The organism is Erythrobacter sp. (assembly GCF_036351135.1).
Lineage (GTDB): Bacteria > Pseudomonadota > Alphaproteobacteria > Sphingomonadales > Sphingomonadaceae > Erythrobacter.
Genome location: NZ_JAZBON010000026.1, coordinates 175,741 through 197,197 on the forward strand (window position 1 = coordinate 175,741; position 21,457 = coordinate 197,197).

24 protein-coding genes are annotated in these 21,457 nt (G+C 64.2%); 10 read left to right on the forward strand and 14 right to left on the reverse strand.

The genetic code is table 11. The features are described 5' to 3' along the window. The gene (locus tag V2I30_RS09130; protein ID WP_330661827.1) at positions 1-1,227 is read left to right on the forward strand and encodes a serpin family protein; all 1,227 of its coding nucleotides are present in this window, start codon (positions 1-3) and stop codon (positions 1,225-1,227) included. Here V2I30_RS09130 and recQ read toward each other — a convergent pair. Genes recQ through V2I30_RS09145 form a run of 3 tightly spaced genes read right to left on the reverse strand, consistent with a single transcriptional unit; the run spans position 1,224 to position 3,993 of the window. Next, positions 1,224-3,071 carry a DNA helicase RecQ gene (gene recQ, locus V2I30_RS09135; RefSeq protein WP_442896920.1) on the reverse strand — a complete coding sequence of 616 codons (1,848 nt, stop codon included), beginning with the start codon at positions 3,069-3,071 and terminating at the stop codon, positions 1,224-1,226. The two genes, V2I30_RS09130 and recQ, sit on opposite strands and share 4 nt — an antisense overlap. A gap of 36 nt (positions 3,072-3,107) precedes the next feature. Further along, positions 3,108-3,440, reverse strand: a complete 333-nt coding sequence (locus V2I30_RS09140) for a hypothetical protein (protein ID WP_330661828.1) — start codon at positions 3,438-3,440, stop codon at positions 3,108-3,110. A 13-nt stretch (positions 3,441-3,453) separates the two neighbouring features. Continuing rightward, positions 3,454-3,993 carry a winged helix-turn-helix transcriptional regulator gene (locus V2I30_RS09145; RefSeq protein ID WP_330661829.1) on the reverse strand — a complete coding sequence of 180 codons (540 nt, stop codon included), beginning with the start codon at positions 3,991-3,993 and terminating at the stop codon, positions 3,454-3,456. Between the two features lie 211 nt (positions 3,994-4,204). Here V2I30_RS09145 and V2I30_RS09150 point away from each other — a divergent pair, with 211 nt between their 5' ends. Then, positions 4,205-4,546: a CC_3452 family protein gene (locus tag V2I30_RS09150; RefSeq protein ID WP_330661830.1), complete on the forward strand. Its 342-nt coding sequence runs from the start codon at positions 4,205-4,207 to the stop codon at positions 4,544-4,546. A gap of 176 nt (positions 4,547-4,722) precedes the next feature. Here V2I30_RS09150 and V2I30_RS09155 read toward each other — a convergent pair whose 3' ends face one another. From V2I30_RS09155 to galE, 3 genes are all read right to left on the reverse strand, one after another. Continuing rightward, entirely contained in the window at positions 4,723-5,325 is a 603-nt protein-coding gene (locus V2I30_RS09155) for an HAD family hydrolase (RefSeq protein ID WP_330661831.1), read from the reverse strand. 117 nt (positions 5,326-5,442) lie between these two features. Further along, positions 5,443-5,568, reverse strand: coding sequence for a type B 50S ribosomal protein L36 (gene ykgO, locus V2I30_RS09160; protein ID WP_007165381.1), 126 nt, complete (start codon positions 5,566-5,568; stop codon positions 5,443-5,445). A gap of 120 nt (positions 5,569-5,688) precedes the next feature. Then, the gene (gene galE, locus V2I30_RS09165) at positions 5,689-6,708 is read right to left on the reverse strand and encodes a UDP-glucose 4-epimerase GalE (RefSeq protein WP_330661833.1); all 1,020 of its coding nucleotides are present in this window, start codon (positions 6,706-6,708) and stop codon (positions 5,689-5,691) included. Positions 6,709-6,849: 141 nt separating this feature from the next. On the opposite strand from galE, the gene V2I30_RS09170 reads away from it, so the two are divergent. After that, the gene (locus tag V2I30_RS09170; RefSeq protein WP_330661834.1) at positions 6,850-7,485 is read left to right on the forward strand and encodes a hypothetical protein; all 636 of its coding nucleotides are present in this window, start codon (positions 6,850-6,852) and stop codon (positions 7,483-7,485) included. Continuing rightward, on the forward strand, positions 7,482-8,624 hold the full coding sequence (locus V2I30_RS09175) for a M14 family metallopeptidase (RefSeq protein WP_330661835.1): 1,143 nt from the start codon (positions 7,482-7,484) through the stop codon (positions 8,622-8,624). Before V2I30_RS09170 ends, V2I30_RS09175 begins: the two co-directional genes overlap by 4 nt. Here the strand turns inward: V2I30_RS09175 and V2I30_RS09180 are convergent. The 4 genes from V2I30_RS09180 to V2I30_RS09195 are packed head-to-tail and all read right to left on the reverse strand — an operon-like array spanning position 8,621 to position 10,905. Beyond that, positions 8,621-9,172 (reverse strand): DUF421 domain-containing protein, encoded by a 552-nt coding sequence (locus V2I30_RS09180; protein WP_330661836.1) that lies wholly within the window; start codon positions 9,170-9,172, stop codon positions 8,621-8,623. The genes V2I30_RS09175 and V2I30_RS09180 overlap by 4 nt on opposite strands. Before the next feature lie 27 nt (positions 9,173-9,199). Next, the gene (locus V2I30_RS09185) at positions 9,200-9,625 is read right to left on the reverse strand and encodes a cytidine deaminase (RefSeq protein WP_330661837.1); all 426 of its coding nucleotides are present in this window, start codon (positions 9,623-9,625) and stop codon (positions 9,200-9,202) included. Then, entirely contained in the window at positions 9,622-10,335 is a 714-nt protein-coding gene (locus tag V2I30_RS09190; RefSeq protein ID WP_330661838.1) for a glycoside hydrolase family 25 protein, read from the reverse strand. Before V2I30_RS09190 ends, V2I30_RS09185 begins: the two co-directional genes overlap by 4 nt. Before the next feature lie 15 nt (positions 10,336-10,350). Then, a complete protein-coding gene (locus V2I30_RS09195) occupies positions 10,351-10,905 on the reverse strand; it encodes a UPF0262 family protein (RefSeq protein WP_330661839.1) in 555 nt (184 codons plus the stop codon). A 175-nt stretch (positions 10,906-11,080) separates the two neighbouring features. Between V2I30_RS09195 and V2I30_RS09200 the strand changes: the two genes are divergently transcribed. Next, complete coding sequence (locus V2I30_RS09200) at positions 11,081-12,595, forward strand: replicative DNA helicase (RefSeq protein WP_330661840.1); 1,515 nt, start codon at positions 11,081-11,083, stop codon at positions 12,593-12,595. On the opposite strand, the gene V2I30_RS09205 is transcribed toward V2I30_RS09200, so the two are convergent. Next, positions 12,571-13,776: a phospholipase D-like domain-containing protein gene (locus V2I30_RS09205; RefSeq protein ID WP_330661841.1), complete on the reverse strand. Its 1,206-nt coding sequence runs from the start codon at positions 13,774-13,776 to the stop codon at positions 12,571-12,573. The genes V2I30_RS09200 and V2I30_RS09205 overlap by 25 nt on opposite strands. A 115-nt stretch (positions 13,777-13,891) precedes the next feature. Between V2I30_RS09205 and rpoZ the strand changes: the two genes are divergently transcribed. From rpoZ to V2I30_RS09220, 3 genes are all read left to right on the forward strand, one after another. Beyond that, a complete protein-coding gene (rpoZ, locus tag V2I30_RS09210; RefSeq protein WP_330661842.1) occupies positions 13,892-14,236 on the forward strand; it encodes a DNA-directed RNA polymerase subunit omega in 345 nt (114 codons plus the stop codon). A gap of 198 nt (positions 14,237-14,434) precedes the next feature. Next, positions 14,435-15,166 carry a ParA family protein gene (locus V2I30_RS09215; protein ID WP_330661843.1) on the forward strand — a complete coding sequence of 244 codons (732 nt, stop codon included), beginning with the start codon at positions 14,435-14,437 and terminating at the stop codon, positions 15,164-15,166. Between the two features lie 87 nt (positions 15,167-15,253). After that, positions 15,254-16,420, forward strand: coding sequence for a DUF3667 domain-containing protein (locus V2I30_RS09220; protein ID WP_330661844.1), 1,167 nt, complete (start codon positions 15,254-15,256; stop codon positions 16,418-16,420). Positions 16,421-16,438: 18 nt separating this feature from the next. On the opposite strand, the gene V2I30_RS09225 is transcribed toward V2I30_RS09220, so the two are convergent. The 3 genes from V2I30_RS09225 to V2I30_RS09235 all read right to left on the reverse strand — a co-directional run bounded on the left by V2I30_RS09225 (position 16,439) and on the right by V2I30_RS09235 (position 19,466). Beyond that, positions 16,439-16,672: a DUF3072 domain-containing protein gene (locus tag V2I30_RS09225; RefSeq protein ID WP_330661845.1), complete on the reverse strand. Its 234-nt coding sequence runs from the start codon at positions 16,670-16,672 to the stop codon at positions 16,439-16,441. 112 nt (positions 16,673-16,784) lie between these two features. Beyond that, on the reverse strand, positions 16,785-18,755 hold the full coding sequence (gene ftsH / locus V2I30_RS09230) for an ATP-dependent zinc metalloprotease FtsH (RefSeq protein WP_330661846.1): 1,971 nt from the start codon (positions 18,753-18,755) through the stop codon (positions 16,785-16,787). 72 nt (positions 18,756-18,827) lie between these two features. Further along, on the reverse strand, positions 18,828-19,466 hold the full coding sequence (locus V2I30_RS09235; RefSeq protein ID WP_330661847.1) for a TetR/AcrR family transcriptional regulator: 639 nt from the start codon (positions 19,464-19,466) through the stop codon (positions 18,828-18,830). Positions 19,467-19,559: 93 nt separating this feature from the next. Here V2I30_RS09235 and V2I30_RS09240 point away from each other — a divergent pair, with 93 nt between their 5' ends. Then, positions 19,560-20,696, forward strand: coding sequence for an ABC transporter permease (locus V2I30_RS09240; RefSeq protein ID WP_330661848.1), 1,137 nt, complete (start codon positions 19,560-19,562; stop codon positions 20,694-20,696). Continuing rightward, positions 20,693-21,451 carry an ABC transporter ATP-binding protein gene (locus V2I30_RS09245; RefSeq protein WP_330661849.1) on the forward strand — a complete coding sequence of 253 codons (759 nt, stop codon included), beginning with the start codon at positions 20,693-20,695 and terminating at the stop codon, positions 21,449-21,451. Before V2I30_RS09240 ends, V2I30_RS09245 begins: the two co-directional genes overlap by 4 nt. Positions 21,452-21,457 lie beyond the last annotated feature (6 nt).

Genomic DNA, 21,457 nt, shown 5'->3' on the forward strand with positions numbered 1-21,457 from the left:
ATGCTTGCTTGGATCACCCGAACGATTGCCCTCGCAGCCTGCCTCGGCTTTGCTGGATGCAGCATACCCGGCGAAGATCGGAGCACCTCCGAACCGGTACTGCTCGTTGCGAACAGTGCCGGCGCCGCTGCGCTGTTCCCGATTCTCGATGCTGAAGCGAGGCCTGCCGACAACGTCTTCTTCTCGCCGCTCAGCATCGATCATGCGTTCGGTATCGTGGCGCTGGGAGCACGCGGCGAAACCGCCGCGCAACTGGCGCAGGTGCTTCCTCCACCGGAGCGTCCGCGCGCCTACACGCATAGCGGCGAAGGCGTCGAATTGCGGCTCGCCAACAAGTTGTGGGTGGACCAGCAGTTCTCGCTGTCGAACGCCTTCGAAACCGCCGCGCGCGGGCGTTATGCCTCCGCGATCGATGCCATCGACAAGACCGATCCGCCCGGAAGTTCGCGCGTCATCAACGCCTGGGCCTCCGAGGCGACCGACGGTCTGATTCCCGAGGTTGTGTCCCCGGACGAGATTACCGACGACCTCGCGCTGTTCGTCACCAACGCGATCTTGTTCGACGGCGACTGGGCGCAAGTGTTCGAAGATGTGCAGGAAAAGCCGTTCCTGTTCGGCAGCGGCGCGGACGAGCCCTTCCTCTTCATGCAGGAACGCCTGACCGTCTCCACGGTGGATCGCGGCGAGTGGCGCGCCGTGCGCCTGCCCTACCGCGACGATCGCTACGCCATGGATATCATCATGCCGGCGAAGCGCGAGGTGATGCGAAGCACTCCCGCCCTTTCCGAGATTGCGCAGCTTGGCAATGCGTTGGACGTCGCCGAACCGGAACTGGTCGATATGGAATTGCCCCGTTTCGAGATCGATACGGACATGAACCTCATTCCCCCGCTTCAGGCCCTGGGCCTTACTCTGCCGTTCGATCGCGACAACGCGGACCTATCGGGCATCGGCGAGAGCGGTGCGCGCAACCTCTATGTCGGCGACGCGAAACAGCTGGCGAAGCTGCAGGTATTCGATACGGGCACGCGGGCCGCGGCGGTTACGGTCGTTACGATCAGACTGAGCAGTGCACCGCCACCCGACAGGCGGCTTGCAGTCAGCTTCCTTGTCGACCGACCGTTTCTCGTGGCGCTGCGCGACCTCGAAACGGGGACGATGCTGTTCCTCGGCCGCATCGCCGATCCTCAACCCTATACGCCCGAGGAAGTGGAGCCCCCAAACTAGCTCCCATCGAACTCGCGCAGGGCCTCGAGAAACGCGCCGCCCCAGGCTTCGAGCTTCTTCTCGCCGATGCCCTGGATGCGGCCCATCTGTTCGAGCGTGTGCGGGCGCTCGGCGGCTAGGGCGCGCAGGACGCTGTCGTGGAAGATGATGTAAGCGGGGACGGCGTGCTCCTTGGCGAGCGCGGCGCGGCGGGCGCGCAGGGCCTCGAACAGGGGATCGTTCGGATGAGCGGGCACGGCGCCGTCGCCCCTTGCGCCTGCCGACGAACGGCCTGACCTGCGCGCAGGTTTGGGCGGCGGTTCGGCGATGACCACCGGGCGTTCGCCCTTCAAGACTTCGCGCGCAGCGGGGCCCAAAGCGAGGCCGCCATGCTGGGTCGTCGCCAGCATGTCCCCCGCTGCAAGCGCGCGCTGGACAGGCTTGAGCAGCGCCGCTTCCTCGGCGCCGACGATGCCGAACACCGACAGCCGATCATGCCCGCGCGAACGCACGCGCTCGTCCTCCCGGCCCAGCAGCACATTTTCGATATGGCCCATGCCGAAGCTCTGCTGCGTGCGATAGACCGCCGAGAGCAGTTTGCGGGCAAGCTCGGTGACGTCGAGCACCTTGGGCGGATCGAGGCAGTTGTCGCAATTGCCGCAGCTCTCGCTCGGCGTCTCGCCGAAATGCTTCAGCAGGATCGCGCGGCGGCAGGTCGGCGCCTCGATCAGCGCGGCGAGTGCGTTGAGGCGGGCGCGCTCGAACGGCAGGCGATCCTCGCACGCTTCGCCGAGCCATTGGCGCGCCTTGGTGAAGTCGCCCGGGCTCCAGAAGAGGCAGGCCTCGGCCGGGTCGCCGTCGCGGCCCGCGCGGCCGGTTTCTTGGTAATAAGCCTCGATCGATTTGGGCAGCCCCGCATGGACGACGAAGCGCACGTCCGGCTTGTCGATCCCCATGCCGAAAGCGATGGTCGCGACCATCACCATATCCTCCGACGCGACGAAAGCGGCTTGGGTGCGCGCGCGTTCCTCGGGCGGGAGGCCCGCGTGATAAACGCCGACGGGCCGGTCCTTGCCCGCGAGCTTGGCGGCGAGATCCTCCGCCCCCTTGCGGCTGGCGGTGTAGATTATGCCTGCGCCGGGCGTTTGTGCGACGAAGTCTGCGATCTGGCGCGCGCCGCCGCTTTTGGGGCGGATCGTGTAGCGGATGTTGGGCCGGTCGAAGCCCGCCTTGACGAGGCCCTCTTCGGGGATGCCGAGCTGGCGCAGGATGTCGGCGCGCGTCGCCTCGTCGGCGGTTGCGGTGAGTGCGAGGCGCGGCACCTGCGCAAAGGCATCGAGCACTGGGCGAAGGCCGCGATAATCTGGGCGGAAATCGTGGCCCCATTCGGACACGCAATGCGCCTCGTCGATGGCGAACAGGGCGATGTCCGCATCGCTCAGCAACGCACGGAAGCCGGGCGAGGTCGCGCGTTCGGGCGCGACGTAGAGCAGGTCGAGCGCGCCATCGCGAAGCGCGCGCGCGGTGGCGGCATTGTCGTTGTCCGCCGAAGTCATCGAAGCAGCCCGGATGCCGAGCGCTGTCGCAGCGCGAATCTGGTCGTGCATCAGGGCGATCAGCGGCGAAACGACGATCGCGGTGCCGGCGCGCGCAAGCGCCGGAAGCTGGTAGCACAGCGATTTGCCCGCCCCCGTCGGCATCAGCGCCAGCGTGTTCTCACCCGCCAGAACCCGCGCGATCACCGCTTCCTGCACCGCGCGAAAGCTGTCGAAGCCGAACACGCGTTTGAGCACCGCATGCGCTTCGGCGAGCTGCATGTCGGAATCGAATGCAGGGCCGGTCTTGGTCGAGGACGTGACGGTCATTGGGGAAGGCTGGGCTCTTGCGGAACAACGGCGGCGTCATTCCGGACTAGCGGCCCCTTGCTCTGCCCACCAGTCGGCATAGGTCGAATTCCGGATCATTTTGCGGTTCTGGTCCGGCGCACCATCTTCCCACCACACCGGGCCCCTTTCGCCGAGCGCGAGCTTGGCGGTGTGAACCTGCGCGCGGGCGGCGCGTTCGCCTGCCTCGTCGCCTGTGCGCTTGGCGGTGCCGACCGCGCGGCGCGCGTCCATCAGCTCGCAAACCAGCCGTGCGCGCTCTTTTTCCGGAAGGTGGGGATTGGCGGCGCGCCACAGCCGCTCGCGCACGACGATATACCGACCGTCGGGCGTGCGCGGGGGGTCGGCCACCCGAGAGCCGGGCTCAGCCGGCCGCTTTCTTCAGATCGATCACGTCGCCCTCGCGCATGTCGCCGGCGGGCGTGGCGATCGTTCCGTCCGCCCGCTTGCCGAGGTCTTCGGGCCGGGTCAGCCACAGATCCTCATGTCCCAGGACCCGCCCATCATGCGCGAGAATGGAGACGGGGCCGATCGGCAGCCGGTCGCGTTCGTCGACCAGGACCGGGTTTTCTTTCAATTCGGTGCCGTATTTCTGGCCCCATTGCCTGAGCGCCAGCATCGCGGGGAGGAGATCGAAGCCCTTTTCGGTCAGGCGATATTCGATCTTGCGGCGATCGTCGGCGCATGGCTCGCGCTTCAGGATGCCGTGTTCGACCAGCTTGGCAAGCCGGTTGGACAGGATATTGCGGGCGATGCCGAGCTCGCTCAGGAACTCCTCGAAATGCTTGAGGCCGTTGAAGCTCGCGCGCAGAATCATGAACGACCAGCGCTCGCCCATCACTTCGAGCGCCTGCGGCAGGCCGCATTCGATCAACTCGCGCAGCGGTTCTCTCATATCGCCCATATCAGTCCTTTCGCTGCAACCTATCTACCCCAGCCCGATCCCGAACGCAAAACGGCGCTTACGCGGCGAGATACGGATGGGGGCGAAGAGCAACATCAATTTTAGGTTGCAACGCAAAACCTAATTGCATAGGTAGTGATTCGCAACTGGTTTCGAATCGAAACGGTGCACTGCAACATTTGTCCCCGCTCTTGCAGAAGGATTTCCGACGATGACTTTCTCCCTATCCCGCCCCGCCCGCCTCGCCGCCATCGCCTCGGCGCTCGTCTATACCGGTCTCACTTTTGCGGTTGCGACGTCGAGCGCGCCGGCGCTCGCGAATGACGGCCCCTACTACACCGCGAAGCTGGCGCAGCCGACCGAAGACAATCGCACGGTCGCAGGCGGCGTCGCCTGGGCCTGCAAAGGCACGACCTGCGTCGCCAACAAGGGCGCCTCGCGCCCCTCGCGCGTGTGCCGCGGGTTGATGCGCGAAGTCGGCGAGATCACCGACTTCACCGCCGATGGCGAACAGCTGGCCGAAGACAAGCTCGAAAGCTGCAACGGCAACTAAACCCGGCAACCTGTTCCGACCCGGACCGCCGCGCTCCCCGGCGATCACCCCCTCGATCGTCAGCGGCTTTCCGGCAAGGCAAAGGCCCTTTCTCCACTCGGGCCAAACTCGAAGGCCCCCGGTCCCCGCGCTCATCCAGGCGGGGACCGGGGGCCTCTTTTCTTGTATGACTACGGCTAAAGCAGCCCGGCCGCGGCTAGCTGCGCCTCGAGCGTGGGCGTATCGGTAAAGACATGGGCGTCCCAACCGCGCGCCTTGGCCGCTTCGACATTGGCGGCGTTGTCGTCGGTGAAGAACAGCGCCTGGCCCGATCTACCGCTGCGTTGCTCGGCGATGGCGTAAATGCGCGGATCGGGCTTGGCAGTCTTTTCGGTGCCCGAGACGACGATGTCCTCGAACAGGTCGAAGATCGGCGCGGTCGGGCGAAAACGGTGCCACAGATTGTGCCCGAAATTGGTCAGGCCATAAAGCGGCACGCCGCGCGCATGCAGGCGCCGGACAATATCGTGCGTGCCCTCTACGGGTCCGGGAATGGTCTCGTTGAACCGCTCCGCATAGGCGCGGATCAGCGCTGCGTGCCCGGGAAACTCGGCGATCCTTTCATCGACCATTTCGTTCAGGGGCCGTCCGCGGTCGTGCTGGAAATGCCATGCCTCGGTCACGACTTCGCTCAGAAACCGGTCGAGCTCGGCGGGATCGTCGATCAGCTTCTCGAACAGGGCGCGCAGCTGCCAATGGAACAGTACCCGCCCGATGTCGAAGACCATGGCCTTTTTCATGCGATGCGATCCCTATCCACGCCCGAAACAGCTGCGGCCCGCGCTCCGGCGAGGGAGGCGGGCCGCTTGCATATGACCTAGGCCGCGCTCGAAGGCGCAGCCTGCCGCAGAACCGAATCAGCCTTGGCGAGCCTTGAACCGGCGATTGGTCTTGTTGATAACGTAGGTGCGACCGCGGCGACGGATGACGCGGCAATCGCGGTGACGGTTCTTCAGCGACTTGAGGCTGTTGCGGATCTTCATTTCGTCTCTCTCGAACAAGAAAGCGCGCCGGAATCGCTCCGACGCGCGGAAATTTCGTGGAGCGCATCTATGTATGACGGCCCCGTTCGTCAACCGCCATTCGCGGCGCCGGCCCCCGCCTCAGCTGCGAAGTTCGGCCAGCTTACGCTCCCAGGCGAGCGCATGGGCGACGATCGTGTCGAGATTGTCGTGGCGCGGCGTCCATCCCAATGTCTCGCGAATGCGGGTCGCATCGGCCACCAGCGCGGCGGGATCGCCCGCGCGGCGCCCTTCCTCGCGCCGCGCGATCCGCGTGCCCGCCACCCGGTCGACCGCGTCCAGTACCTCGCGCACCGAGAATCCGCGACCATAGCCGCAATTGAGCGTCAGCGAGCGATCCGGCTGCGCGATCAACGCCTCGAGCGTGCGGACATGCGCATCGGCGAGATCGCTCACATGAATATAATCGCGCACCCCCGTCCCGTCCGCCGTGTCGAAGTCGGATCCGTAGATCGCGACGCCTTCGCGCCGGCCCAAAGCCGCCTCCACCGCGACTTTGATGAGATGAGTCGCCCCATCGGTGGATTGGCCGGTGCGGGCCTGCGGGTCGGCGCCGGTGACGTTGAAATATCGCAGCGCGCCGTAGTTGAAATCGTCGTCCGCGCCGGCGGCGGCGGCGGTGTCGGCCAACATCTGTTCGGTCATCAGCTTCGACCAGCCATAGGGATTGATCGGACGCTGCGGAGCGTCCTCGCCAACTGGTTGCGTCTCGGGAACGCCATAGGTCGCGGCGGTCGAGGAGAAGAGAAAATGGCGAATGCTCGCCCGGCGCGCCGCCTCAATCAGCGTGCGGCTTTTCGCGGTGTTATTGTGATAATAGTCGAGCGGCTTCGCCACGCTTTCGGGCACAATGATCGATCCGGCGAAATGCATGATCGCGCCGATGGCGTGCTCGGAGAAGATGCGCGCCAGCAGCTGCGTGTCCGCAACGTCGCCTTCGTAGAGCGGCACGTCCTCGGGAACGGCGAAACGAAAGCCGGTCGAAAGGTCGTCGATCACCGCGACGTCCCAGCCGCTATCCTTCAGCGCGAGAACCGCATGGCTACCGATATAGCCCGCCCCTCCGGTTACCAGGACGCTTACCTGTCGCTTCGTATTCATCCGCACAGCCTTATGCCGCGATGCCCTGCCATTTGGTGAAAGATGCGCTCCCGCGTCTCAAATCACCCGATGCGCCGGTGTCGCATTCGGAACCGCGATGCCCGTTCGCGCGCTGATGGTGCAAGTATAAAGGAAAACGCCATGCCCGCCTTGCCTGCCCGCCCCTTGCGTCCGCTCCTCGCCGCCCTCGCGCTGACCGCGCTTGGCGCCTGCAGTTCAAGCTTTTCGGGTCCGGTCGAAGTCACCCGCTTCGTTGCCGAACGTCCGGTCGGGCTGGGCGAAGGACGGATCACGCTCGAATTTCCCGAAGAGATGTCCAACGCCCGCGCCCGCGAGGCCTTTGCCGAGGCGGTCTCTGCCGAACTCGGCGCGCTCGGCTACGACGTGGTGATGACGAGGGGCAGCAGCACCCACCTCGCCACCATCCGCACCAGCCGCAACCCGATCGCCGAGGCGCAGCGGCGCGGCCCTGTCAGCGTCGGGGTCGGCGGCGGCACCGGCGGGTTCGGCAGCGGCGTGGGCGTCGGCGTCGGGCTCGACCTTGTCGGCGGGCGCGACGGCCCGACTGCACTGACCGAGCTGTCGGTACGGATCTCCGATGCGGACGGCGAGAGCCTGTGGGAAGGCCGCGCGCAGCAGGCGGTCTCGGCTAAATCCGCCTATGCCGATGTGGACGTCAGCGCGCAGACGCTCGCCGCCGCCTTGTTCAGGGACTTTCCGGGTGGCAATGGCGAGACCGTCATTGTCGAGCTCGACGAAATTCAGGAACCCGAATGACTCAAATCGAAATCGACGCCGCATTCGAGAGCGGCAATATCGAGGTTCTGTCGACCGACAAGCGCAGCGCCCGGCTGGCAATCCGCAAAGATCACCAATCCGACTTCGCGCAATGGTTTCACTTCCGGGTGAGCGGCGCTGAGGGCGAGGAAATCGAACTCAAGCTGACCGGTCTTGGCAAGAGCGCCTATCCCGGCGGGTGGCCCGATTACAACGCCTGCGTTTCCGAGGACCGGGAATATTGGGCGCGGGCGGCCAGCACCTACGACGAAAGCGAAGAGGGCGGTACGCTGACGATCCGTTACACGCCGGCCTCGGACATCGCGTGGTTCGCTTATTTCGCGCCCTACTCGATGGAGCGGCATCACGATCTTATCGCCGAGGCGGCGGCTTGCGAGGGGGTCGATTATCGCCGGCTCGCTACCACTCTCGACGGGCAGCCGCTGGACTTGCTCGAAATGGGCGAAGGCGAGCTACCCGTGTGGCTCTATGCGCGCCAACATCCCGGCGAGACGCAGGCCGAATGGTGGATGGAGGGCGCGCTCGAACGCCTCACCGATCCCGCCGATCCGGTCGCCCGCGAATTGAGGCGGCGGGTGCGATTTCACATCGTTCCCAATTGCAATCCCGACGGCTCGCGCCGCGGCCATTTGCGCACCAATGCGGTAGGCACCAATCTCAACCGCGAATGGTCGGACCCGAGCGCGGACAAATCCCCCGAAGTGCTCGCGATCCGCGACTGGATGGACGAGACCGGGGTGCATTTCGCGATGGACGTGCACGGGGACGAGGCGATCCCCGCCGTCTTCCTCGCAGGCTTCGAAGGCATTCCGGGCTGGAGCGACGAACAGGGCAAGCGTTTCTATCGCTACCAGCGCATCCTCGATCGACGCACGCCCGATTTCCAGACCGAACTCGGCTATCCCAAGACGCCGGCGGGCAAGGCCAATCTCGGCATCAGCACCAATCTCGTCGCCGAGCGTTACGGCGCCTGCGCGATGACGCTGGAAATGCCCTACAAGGATCTGCACCACGCGCCCGAGCCCGAGCAGGGCTGGTCGCCTGAGCGCTGCAGGATGCTGGCCCGCGAATGCCTCGCCGCGCTGCTCGAATGGCTCGAAGCCGAAGAGGCGGACTAGGTTCCGCGCACGTCTTGAAGCAAAATATCGTCGAGTTGTCCTTCGCCGTGAAGGACGGACACATCGCCGGTCGTCTCGAGAATGGCGGCGCGCACGCGCGAGAGATCGAGCACGTTGGCCTCGCGCAGTTTGGCGATCATATCCTCGCGGCGAATATTGTTCGCCTTGAGCCCCTCGTCGTTGAACTCGCCGTCGCGCATGATGAGACACGGCTGATTGCCGACCACGTCGTCGAAAATTTCTGATCGGCGGCGCAGGGACGCAGTCGTTGCCTGAGCGATGATCAGGCCCAGCATCGCCGCCAGAACCTGGACGAAAGCGCTCAAGTCGCTCGCCTGCCCCGCCCCGGCCAGAAGCGAGCCGAAGGCGACCGTTGTCACGAAGTCGAAATTGGTCATCTTCGACAGGGTCCGAAGACCGTTCACCCGGATCAGCAGGTTCAGCCAGGCAAGGGCGAGGATGGCGAGGATGACGCCGCGAAGGAGCGCGTCGGCGATGGGCGGTTCTACGAAAATGGCGGCTCTCCCCTGGCGGCTGCATCTCCCCAACGCGGGCGCGCGGCGTTGGTGCCAAAGCTAACCTAGGTTCGCCGGGCCAAAAGCATCTGGCAGCAACGCCGAGAGCGGCACTTCGCGCACCTCGCGCTCTCCCACGCAATAGATCACCGGATCGGTGCCGCCGAGCTGGGCAAGCTCGCTCAGCACCTGGCGGCAGCGACCGCATGGCGTGATCGGGGCGGCGTCCTGCGCTTGTGTCCTGGGCCCGGTCACCGCCACCGCTACCAGACCGCCTCGCCGTCCTTCGACCATCGCCCGCGACACGGCGACCGTCTCCGCGCAAAGCGACAGGCCGTAGCTTGCATTCTCGACATTCGCCCCGGTGACGACCGCGCCGTCCTCGAACAGCAGCGCCGCGCCGACGTGGTAATTCGAATAGGGCGCATAGGCCCCCTGCGCCGCATCGCGGGCAGCGGCAATCAGGCTGTCTTTCGTGTCGCTCATCTTTGCACCACCACCCATTCGATCGGCCCGCGCGTCGCCTCGCTCACCCGCTGGCTGTTGGCGCTCCATAGCAGCCAGGGGCGTCCGGCATAGTCGGGCCGCGCCCGGTCGCGCATCAGCCACAGGTCGCGCGCGGTGGTGCGCGCGGTTTCATGGCGTTCGGCAAAGCCACGTTCGAGCTTAAGGATCACGGGCTTGCCGGCATGCATCTCTATCTGGTTGACCAGCGTCATGAGTTCGCTTTCCACCGCCGCCTGCGAGACGGCGGGCAGACAACCCGCGCCCGTATCGCCAAGCGCAATGGCGGGCGGCAAGAGGCTGGCCTCGCGCGGGACCATGCGGGTGTAGCGGGCCGATTGGACATCGGCGCTGAGACACGGATCGAACGGGGCGACCACTCCGACCTTGAGCTCGCTCGCCATCGCGCTTTCGAGCCGCGAGGCAAAGCCGGGATCAGGCCGATCGCTCGCCGGGGCAAGTTCGAGATAGACGAATGCCGCCCCCGTTGCCGCCAGCGTTTCGAAGCGCGTACGCCCGGCGCCGCTGGCGATCACCGCACCTTGTTGCGGATAGAGCGCGGGGTCGGGGCGCCACTCACGCATGTCCCACCACAGCCACATCGCAAAGCCGATGCCGGTAAGCACGACGATACCCGCCACCCGCAGCAGCCAGGGCAGGAAAGAACCGCTTTTGCGTCGTGCGCGCGCCATCGATCCCGTCCGCGCTCAGCCCTTGATGTGGAGCACGCAGATCAGCGTGAATAGGCGGCGCGCGGTGGCGAAATCGGTCTCTACCTTGCCCTCCAACCGCTCGACCAGCAATTCGGCCGCATTGTTGTGGATGCCGCGCCGAGCCATGTCGATCGTCTCGATCTCCGCCGGGGTCGCCTTGCGGATTGCCTGGTAATAGCTTTCGCAAATGGCGAAATATTCGCGGATCGGACGGCGGAACCGGGCAAGGCCGATCAGCAGCGTCTCCAGCATTTGCTCTTTGCTATCGGCAATATCCATCGCCAGCCGCCCGTCGCGCACGGCGAGGTGCAGGCGATAGGGCCCCGACGCCCCGCGCTCGGCGCTGCGCACCGGCTTGAATGTGTTTTCTTCGATGAGGTCGTAAATCGCGACGCGGCGTTCCTGCTCGACATCGGCATTGCGCCACAGGATCGTCTCTTCGTCGAGCGTGATATGCGCGATGCGATGGGTGGACGCGCCCGGCGCGCCGGGGGGCGAACCCGGGGATGGGGGCGGCGAACCCCCTGAATCGAAAGCGGACGCGGACATGGCGACATGCCTTCGCAGATCGGAGGGCCACACTTCAAGTCTTACGCAAATCCCACGAGCGGCTCGCCCCGCCGCGATGCTCGGCGGCCATCCCCGCTATCCACAAGGCAAGTCTGCATTTCGGCGCGGCGTAGCGCTTGCACGATTGCCGCGCGCCCGCGATGAAGGGCTCCTCATGGCCGAACCCACCCCCCTCTCGCTCGTCGAAGACGCCGACGACGCCGCGCGCAAGCTGCCCTCCAACCTCGAGGCGGAGGCGGCGTTTCTCGGCGCGGTGCTGATCGACAACCGGGTGATCGAGGAATTGCAGACCCCGATCCGCCCCGAACATTTCTTCGAGCCGCTGCACGAGCGAATCTACGAGCGCATTCTCGCCCTGATCGAACGCAACGCGACCGCCTCGCCCGTTACCCTGCGCCCGCACTTCGAGGCGGACGAGGCGTTGAAGGAACTGGGCGGGCCGAAATATCTTGCACAGCTGACTGCCAATGGCGCCGGGCTGCTCGCGCCGCGCGAATTGGCGCAGCAAATCTACGACCTGGCGCTACTGCGAGAACTGGTCAGCGTCGGGCGCGGTCTTGTCGAAGGCGCGCTCGACACCTCGCAAGATACCAGTCCGGTCGATCGCATCGCGCAGGCCGAGGCGGACCTTTACCGTGTCGCCGAGGGCGCAGCGACGGGCAAGGAGGCGGCGACCTTCCGCGATGCCGCGCTGACCGCGATCAAGATGGTCGAGGCGGCGATGAATTCGGGCGGCGGGCTGTCGGGCAAGACCACCGGGCTCGAAGTGATCGACCAGAAGACCGCCGGCCTTCACGATTCCGATCTCGTGATCCTCGCCGGACGTCCGGGCATGGGCAAGACCTCCCTCGCGACCAACATCGCCTTCAACTGCGCCGAGGAACATCTGAAGTGGCAGCGCGAGGGCGGCGAGCACAATTACGGTGCTCCGACAGCGTTCTTCAGCCTAGAAATGAGCGCCGACCAGCTCGCGACCCGTATCCTCGCCGAGCAGTCCGAAGTATCTTCAGAAGCCCTGCGTTCCGGCTCGCTCAGTCGCGACGATTTCCAGAAGCTGTCCTTCGCCAGTCAGCGGCTCGCCGAATTGCCGCTCTATATCGATGACACACCCGCGCTCACCATCGGCGCGCTGCGCACGCGTGCGCGGCGGATGAAACGGCGGCACGATATCGGGCTGATCGTCATCGATTACCTGCAATTGCTCCAAGGGTCGGGGCGCGCGAACGACAACCGCGTCAACGAAATTTCCGAGATCAGCCGCGGGCTCAAGACCCTTGCCAAGGAGCTTAGCGTCCCCGTCATCGCGCTGTCGCAGCTCTCCCGCGCGGTCGAACAGCGCGACGACAAGCGCCCGATGCTGTCGGACCTCAGGGAATCGGGCTCGATCGAGCAGGATGCGGACATGGTCTGGTTCATCTACCGCGCCGACTATTACAAAGAAGCCACTCGCCCCGACATGCCCAATCCCGACGGCTCGAGCTCGATCGAGGCGCAGGAAAAATATGCGCAGTGGGAGGCGGAATATCTCGAGGTCAAGAACAAGGCCTCGCTGATGGTCGCCAAGCAGCGTCACGGCTCGACCGGCAACGTCCCGCTCCATTTTCAAAGCGAGATCACCAAGTTCACCTCGCCCAATCTGCGCGACTATTCGGACTGGGGCGAAGGCTGAGCCACGGCGACCCGCGCGACGCGGTAATCGGCCAGCGACAGCCAGTGATAAAGGCGCCAGCCGATCCGGCGTAGGAGACTGGAATTCTGCCTGTACCAGTCGCGGTCGGCGGCAATGCTGGCCTCCTGAAGGTGGTCGACGAATTCTCGCAGCCGTTTCGCCATCGCCTGATCGGTGACCCGCACCATCAGCTCGATATTGATCCGCACCGAACGTCGATCGAGATTGGCGCTGCCGAAATAGCTGTGATCGTCGACCACCAGCAATTTCATGTGCAGCTTGCAGGGCTGGAACTCGTAGATCGCCGCGCCCGCCTTGATCAGCCGGTTGTAGAATAGCCGCGCGACCGAAATCGTCCCGTCGATATCGGACTTGCCGGCCGCAATCAGGCGCACCTTGCCGCGCTTCGCAACTTTAGCGATGGCGCGGCGGAAACTGCGCGGAGGACCGAAATAGGCGGTGACCATATCCAGCCGCGAAGCCTTCACCATGTCGCGCTTGAACCGGTAGGACCAGTGCGAGCGGCGGATCAGCGGACCGCCCATGAGCAGCTGCACATCGCCCGAACCCGGATCCCAATTGCGGATCATCCTACGAATGCGGCGGAATTGCGAGCCGTCGCTACGGCTCCATTCTGAAAGAAGCTCGAACCATTCGGTGAATTTTTCGGCGATCTCGCCCTCGATCGCGACACCCAGATCGCACCAGCCGTTTTCGCTTGGCGGCTTGTAGTAGTGGTCCGACACATTCGACCCGCCGGTCATGACGCGAATATTGTCAGCAATGGCGAACTTTTGATGATTGCGCACGAGGTAGCGCACATTCCAGTCGGCGGAAAAGATCGCGAATGCGCCGCCCGCATCGACGATGGGTTCGAAGAATTCGGGCGGCGCATCCGATCCGAAATCATCGACAATAAGCGAGACCTTCACCCCGCCCTTCGCCGCATCGACGAGCGCATCGCGCACCTTCGTCCCGGATCGATCGTCCTGGAACATGTAGTAGAAGATATCGAGCGTCTGTTCAGCCTGCGCGATGTGATCGAGCAATGCCTCCAGGCGGTCCGATCCGGCAGGGTAGAAGGTGAAAACATGATCGCACGCCTCGACCTGGAAGCTTTCGCTATCCTGGTAATCGCTCGTCGGCGAAGTCTTGGGATCGGGTGCGTCGTCTTTGGCCATGAAATGTCAATGCACGAGGCAGGGCGAAGTTCTCATTTTCTTGACTCGGCGCTCCGATATCCCTAGCTGCGAGGCTCGCTATTCCCGACATTGCTACAGTTCAGAGGCCCGGCAGATGGCACGCGTTACCGTTGAAGATTGCGTCGACAAGGTTCCCAACCGGTTCGACCTCGTCCTGCTCGCCGCGCAGCGGGCGCGCGAAATTTCGGGCGGCAGCGAGCTGACGATCGACCGCGACCGTGACAAGAATCCGGTCGTCGCCCTGCGCGAAATCGCCGAACAGACGATCAAGCCTAAGGAATTGCAGGAATCGCTGGTTACGAGTCTGCAAAAGATTCTGCCCGACGACGAGGACGATGCCGACGAAATCGGTTCGCTCAGCCAGTCGGCCGAAGCGCTGCGGATCACCGCCAGCGCGCCGACGCGCTCGACCTCGATCGGGGCGGATTACGACGGCTGACCCGATCGGCCAGATTGGACGCTAATAAGGGCTGCCTTCGGGCGGCCCTTTTCGTTCGTGGACGCTGAATAGGTCGCACGCTGCAGGCGGGGCTGGAGCAGCCGCCGCGCCGATCGGACTTGCCTTTCGAAGCGCCGGGCGTAACATTGTATCACCGGGCATAGCGATCTTTGCGAGAAAGGAATTGGTGAGGCCCCAATGGCGTCGATAGCGGTGTACAGCGTCAAGGGCGGGGTCGGGAAAACTACTTTCGCCGTCAATCTCGCGTGGTGCGCCGCCACCATATCGCGTCGCCGGACGCTTCTCTGGGACCTAGACGCCTCAGGCGGTTCGGGCTTTCTGCTGGGCGTCGATCCGCGCAAGAAACGCGCCGCGCAAAGCGTGTTCGAGCGCGATCAGCCACCGGCCAAGCTGATCCGCGAAACCGCCTATGAGGGCCTCCATCTGCTGCCCGCGGACGAGAGCATCCGCACGCTTGGTCGCCAGTTCGAACAGCTCGGCAAGAAACGGCGGCTGGCGAAGCTCGTCGAGGGCCTCGGCAAGGAATATGACCGGATCGTCTTCGACTGCCCTCCGGTGTTGAGCGAAGTCAGCGCGCAGGTCATGCGCGCCGCCGATCTCGTGATCGTCCCGCTGCCGCCCTCGCCGCTTTCGAGCCGCGCCTTCGAACAGGTGGTCGAGGAAGTGCGCGGATCGGGCAAGAAGCACCCGCCGATCCTGCCCGTCCTGTCGATGATCGATATGCGGCGAAACCTGCACAAGGAAGCGCGCGACGCCAACCCGAAATGGCCGATCGTGCCGCTTGCAAGCGCGGTCGAGCAATGCGCGGTGGAGCGGCGCCCGGTCGGCGACTTCGCCCCCCGGTCCCCCGCGGCGCGCGCTTTTGCGCAGTTGTGGACCGCGATCGAGCGCAAGCTCGCCAAGGGCTGAACCGCGCCCTTTCATCCAGCGCCGAATTTGGCAACATCGCCGCGTGCGCTATAGTGGCGGTCGTTAAGCTGTACGGGGCGGCGTACGATGAGCGATGTTGCAGAGGGGATAGGCGGCGCGATCGAAGGCGCGCTGACCGGCCGCGCCGTCGAACCCAAGCATGGCGAAGCGGATCGCGAAAAGGCCGTTTTCGATCCCTCACTGGCAACGGGCGAAGACGACATCTGCCTGAATTGCGGCGCGAGGGCGGACAGTAATTTCTGCCCCAATTGCGGCCAGAAAACGCATATCCACCGCACGCTTTCGGCAATCGGTCACGACCTCATCCACGGCGTCTTGCATCTCGACGGAAAGCTCTGGCGCACGCTGCCGCTGCTCACGTTCAGGCCCGGTCGGCTCACGCGCCGTTACATCGAAGGCGAACGCGCCGACTTCGTCAGCCCGATGGCGATGTTCCTGTTCAGCGTCTTCGCGATGTTCGCGATCTTCCAGATGATCGGGCTGAGCACGCCCGCGACCTTCGACGATCAGGTCGGCATTGATCAGGTCGAAAGCTCTTTGAGCTCGGCAATCGAGAACAACGAACGAACGCTGCGCGAGATCGAGCAAGAATTGGCCGCCGACACACTCGACGAGGAAGAGCGCAGCGATCTCGAAACGAGAAAAGCGGAACTAGAGGGCGAGCTCGAAGGTCTGTCGGCCATGGCGGACCTTCCGTTTATAGATGCGAAGAGGCCGGAAATCGAGGTTCGGTCCGATGGGACGCGCGTCATCCCGATGGACGGCGGCGGAAACGCGCGGGTGACGATGGGCGCAACCGGCATAGACTGGATCGACGATGGACTGGCGAAGAAGTGGAAAGAGAATCCGGGCCTCATGCTCTACAAGTTGCAGGCCAACGCCTACAAATTCAGCTGGCTACTCATTTTGCTCTCGATCCCCTTCGTCTGGCTGATCTTCGCCTGGAAGCGGCGCTTCAAGGCCTACGATCACGCGATTTTCGTGACCTACTCGCTGGCATTCACCTCGCTGCTGTTCATCGTGGTGTCGGTACTCTTCACGATCCCTTCGCTGCAATGGCTGGCGGGACTTCTCATCGCTTTCGTGCCGCCGATCCACCTCTACAAACATCTTCGCGGAACCTACGAACTCAGCCGCTTTTCCGCGTTCTGGCGATTGCTCGTGCTAAGCGCCTTCATCTGGATCGTCGTAATCCTCTTCCTGCAAAGCCTGTTGCTGCTCGGCGCCTTCTAACGTCCCAGCGGGGCGGGGTCAGCCGCGCCCGGTCTTGTCCTGCAGCGCGTCGATCCGTTTGGAAGCCTCCGCCTTGGACAGGTCGGGATCGAACGCATCGGGCTGCCCGGCTTCTTCGCTTAGCGTCTTGAGGTAACTCGCCTGCGCGCCGGTCATCGGCTCGTCGCCCGTGGTCCAGTTGTCGGGGGCTTTTTCGGCATTGCCGGCGGGGTTCGATTTGGGGCGTTCGTTGGCAGTATCGATCGAGGTCATTGCATTATCTCCTTTGTCGGATCAACGCCCATGTTCCTTTAATGTTCCAAACCAGCAGAAAGGGCGCGGCAGGTCGTCCCTGCCGCGCCCCTTCCTGTCCGCTACGGAAGATTTACGCGCCCTGCGGCGCCTCGTCGCCACCGGCCTTCTTCCCGCCGAAACGCTTGCCGGCCTTGGGAATGGCCGAACCCTGCACGGGCTTGGCGGCGATCGGTCCGCGCGGTTCGTCGGGCCGGTCGATCTTGCCGTCCTTCATCAGCGCGTCGATCTCCTCGCCGGTCAGCGTCTCGTATTCGAGTAGCGCCTGTGCAAGCAGATGGAGCTTGTCCTCCTGGTCGGTCAGGATTTCCTGCGCGCGCGCGAGACCTTCCTCGACCAGCCGCTTGATCTCGGCATCGATCAGCTTGTTCGTTTCGGCCCCGGCCATGGTCCGTGCCGACTGGCCCATGCCAAGATAGCCTTCCTGCTGCTGTTCGTATTGCAGCGGGCCGAGCTTGTCCGACATACCCCACTTGGTGACCATGTTCTTGGCAAGATCGGTCGCGTACTGGATATCGCCGCTCGCGCCGCTCGACACCTTGTCGTGTCCGAAGATAATGTCCTCGGCAACGCGTCCGCCCATCGCGACGGCAAGGTTCGCGTGCATCTTGTCGCGGTGATAGGAATAGCTGTCGCGCTCGGGCAGGCGCATCACCATGCCCAGCGCACGGCCGCGCGGGATGATCGTCGCCTTGTGGATCGGGTCCGATGCCGGCTCGTTCAGCGAGACGAGCGCGTGGCCGGCCTCGTGATAGGCGGTCATCTTCTTCTCGTCCTCGGTCATGACCATGGAGCGACGCTCGGCGCCCATCATGACCTTGTCCTTGGCGTCCTCGAATTCCTGCATCGCCACCAGACGCTTGTTGCGGCGGGCCGCCAGAAGCGCTGCCTCGTTGCAGAGATTGGCGAGGTCCGCACCGGAAAAGCCGGGCGTGCCGCGCGCGATGGTCCGCGGGTTCACGTCGGGGGCGAGCGGAACCTTCTTCATATGGACGCCGAGGATCTTCTCGCGCCCGTCGATATCGGGCACCGGCACGACGACCTGGCGGTCGAAACGGCCCGGGCGCAGCAGCGCGGGGTCGAGCACGTCGGGACGGTTGGTCGCGGCGATGATGATAATGCCTTCATTCGCCTCGAACCCGTCCATTTCGACGAGTAGCTGGTTCAGCGTCTGCTCGCGCTCGTCGTTCGAATTGCCCAGGCCATGGCCACGGCTACGGCCCACGGCATCGATCTCGTCGATGAAGACGATGCAGGGGCTGTTCTTCTTAGCCTGTTCGAACATGTCGCGAACCCGGCTGGCACCCACGCCGACGAACATCTCGACGAAGTCGGAGCCCGAGATGGTGAAGAACGGCACACCGGCTTCGCCTGCGATCGCGCGGGCAAGCAGCGTCTTACCGGTACCGGGCGAACCGACCAACAGCGCGCCCTTGGGGATCTGGCCGCCGAGCTTGGAGAAGCGCTGCGGATCCTTCAGAAACTCGACGATTTCCTCGAGCTCCTCGCGCGCCTCATCGATGCCCGCGACATCCTCGAACGTAACGCGGCCCGAGCGTTCGGTCAGCAGTTTCGCCTTGGACTTGCCGAAGCCCATCGCGCCGCCCCCGCCGCCTTTCTGCACCTGGCGAAGCGCGAAGAACGCGATGCCGAGGATCAGAATGAAGGGCAGCGACTGGATGAGGATGTAGAGAAGAACGTTGGGCTCCTCACGCTCGAGCCCGGTAAACTGGACGTCGTTTTCCTCGAGCAGCTCGGTGATCTGCAGGTCGCTGGGAACCGGCACTGTGCTGAAGCTCTGGCCGTTCTTGAGCGTGCCGGTGATGATGTCTTCACCCAGCTGCACTTCGGCGACCGAGCCCGCCGCAACCTGGTCGCGGAAGTCCGAATAGGCAATGCCCGTTCCGGTCGCCTGCGATCCGCCGTTGAACAGCGAGACGACCAGCAGCAGCGCCATGAAAATGCCGCCCCAGATCATCAATTGCTTTACCCAGGGGTTCTGTCCTTCGGGGGGCTGCTGGTTCGGGTCGTTCTGCTCGCTCATTTGCTCGGGTTCCTTGATTGTCCCCACAATGTAGGCGTGCGCCGGTGAATGGCAAGATAACGGATCGCCGTCTCAGTCCACGCCATAGGAGGCGAGAAACAGCTCGACCGCGCCCTTCAGCCGGCGCTCGTTGTCCTCGGCGCTGGGCTGCGCACCGAACCGGCGTTCCAGATCGCCCATGCCCTTGGCCAGCGCGACGAATTGTTCGGCGGCGAGATCGGGATCCGCGATCCGCAATTCGCCGTGCGCGGCAGCGCGCGCCAGCCAGGCGCTGAAATCGGCCTTCATCCGCCACGGTCCCGCCTCCAGGAACGCTTCGCCGATCGCCGGGTCCTGCGCGGTTTCGGCGGCGATGCGGCGATCGAACTGAATCATCTCGGGCCGGGAGAGGAATTCCACCATCGCCTGCGCGATCGCTGCCAGCCGCTGTGCGATCGTTCCCGGCGGGGTCTTCTCAAGGCTGAAATAGCCGCCCATCCGTTCGCATTCGCGTTCGACCGCGGCGGCGAACAGACCGCGCTTGTCGCCGAAATGATTGTAGATCGTGACCTTGGAGACGCCCGCATCGGCGGCCACCTGCTCGATAGAGGTGCCCGCGAACCCATCCTCGAAAAAGCTCTTCGACGCCGCCTCGACAATCCCGGCACGCTTTGCGGCGTCGGCCGGTCGGCCGATCCTTTTTTGTGCGGGCGGATCATTGGCGATTGACAAAGTGAACGACTCCGTTCAATTGAACGACACCGTTCATTATTGTCGCATCGTCTCCCTTCCGCAACCCCTCGCCCGTGAGGAAAGTTCCTACCCATGCTCTGGATCGCGATCCGCATGCTCACCGGCGATGCCCAGAAATTCTACGGGCTGCTGTTCGGCATCGCTTTCTCGACCCTGCTGATCACGCAGCAGTTGACGATCTTCGTCAATCTCATCGAACGCGGGGCGAGCGGCGTCTACAACGCTCCAGAGGCGGAAATCTGGGTGATGGACCCGGTCAGCCGAACGACCGACGTCAAATACGAGATGCCTTCGACCGCGCTCGACGAAGTACGGTCCGTCCAGGGTGTCGAATGGGCTGTCCCGCATCTTCGCGCGAATGCGAATGTCCGCACCAGCACCGGCGATCTCGAAGGCGTCTCGATCATCGGGGTCGACGATGCGACGCTGATCGGCCTGCCCGATCGCTTTTCCGAAAGCTCCAAGACCATCCTCTCCGCCCCAGACACGGTGGTGATCGACGATGTCGGTATCACCAACATGTTCGAGCCGGGCGAGGACCCGATCGGGCAGAGACTCGAACTTAACGACCAGCGCGCCGTTATCCGCGGAGTGGCGGATGCCATCCCGAGCTTCACCAGTCAGGTGACGCTCTACACGAAGTACAGCCAGGCGCTTAATTATGTGCCCGGGACGCGCAACCGGCTCTCCTTCGTGCTCGCAGGCGTGCGCGATGGCGAGACCCCGGCGGCGGTCGCGCAGCGGATCGAGGACCAGACCGGCCTCAAGGCCGAAACCCGCGAGGAATTCGCCGAGGCTGGGATCGATTTCATTATCGAGAACACCGGCATTCCCTTGAATTTCGGGATTACGGTCGCGCTCGGTTTCATTGTTGGGGTGGCGATCGTGGGCCTCACCTTCAGCCTCTTCATCCGCGACAATATCAAGCAATTCGGGGCCCTGAAGGCGATTGGCGTCACCAATCGCAAGATCGCCGGGATGGTGATCGCGCAGGCGGGCCTGGTCGGCTCGATCGGCTATGCGCTCGGGGTCGTCGGCACGGTGCTGTTCATCTACGGTTTTTCCAACAATCCGACCTTCAAGGGCTTCTACATCCCTTGGCAGATCCCGCTTGTCAGCCTCGTCGCGGTGATCGTCATTCTCGCGCTGACCGGCTGGATCTCGCTGCGCAACGTCATGAACACCGAACCCGCGGCGGTGTTCAGATGAGCAGCGAGGCAGATACGCAGGACGACGCGCAATCCATCGATGCCAGCGTCGAGGGCGAAACCGCGATCTGCGCGCGCGGGATCACGCGCGATTTCGAGGCCGGGCAGACGACCATCCGCGTCCTCCACGGGATCGACGCCGACATCCGTTCGGGCGAGATGACCTATGTCGTGGGCGAGAGCGGATCGGGCAAGACGACGCTGATCTCGATCATGTGCGGCATCCTGTGGCCGACCGATGGCGAAGTGAAGGTCTTCGGCACCGACATCTACGATTTGAGCGACAGCGAGCTCGTCAATTTCCGCCTCCAGAATATCGGCTTCATCTTCCAGCAGTACAATCTCATCCCCTCGATCGACGCCGCCGCCAACGCCGCGGTGCCGCTCATCGCACAGGGAATGGATATCGAGCCGGCGCGCAAAAAGGCGAAAGAGCTGCTTGAGAAGCTGAATATCGGCGATCAGGCGGAAAAGCTGCCCAACCAGCTTTCGGGTGGACAGCAGCAACGCGTCGCCATCGCCCGCGCCCTCGTCCACGAACCGCGCCTGGTCGTCTGCGACGAGCCGACCGCGGCGCTCGATGCAAGCTCTGGCCGGCGCGTGATGGACCTGCTGCGCGAGGTGGCCGTCGCCGAAGATCGCGCCTGCATCATCGTCACCCACGACAACCGCATTTTCGACCTCGCCGATCGTATCCTCGTTCTCGAAGACGGGCGCGTCACCCATGACGGAACCGACATGCCCGAAGGACACTGACCCCGC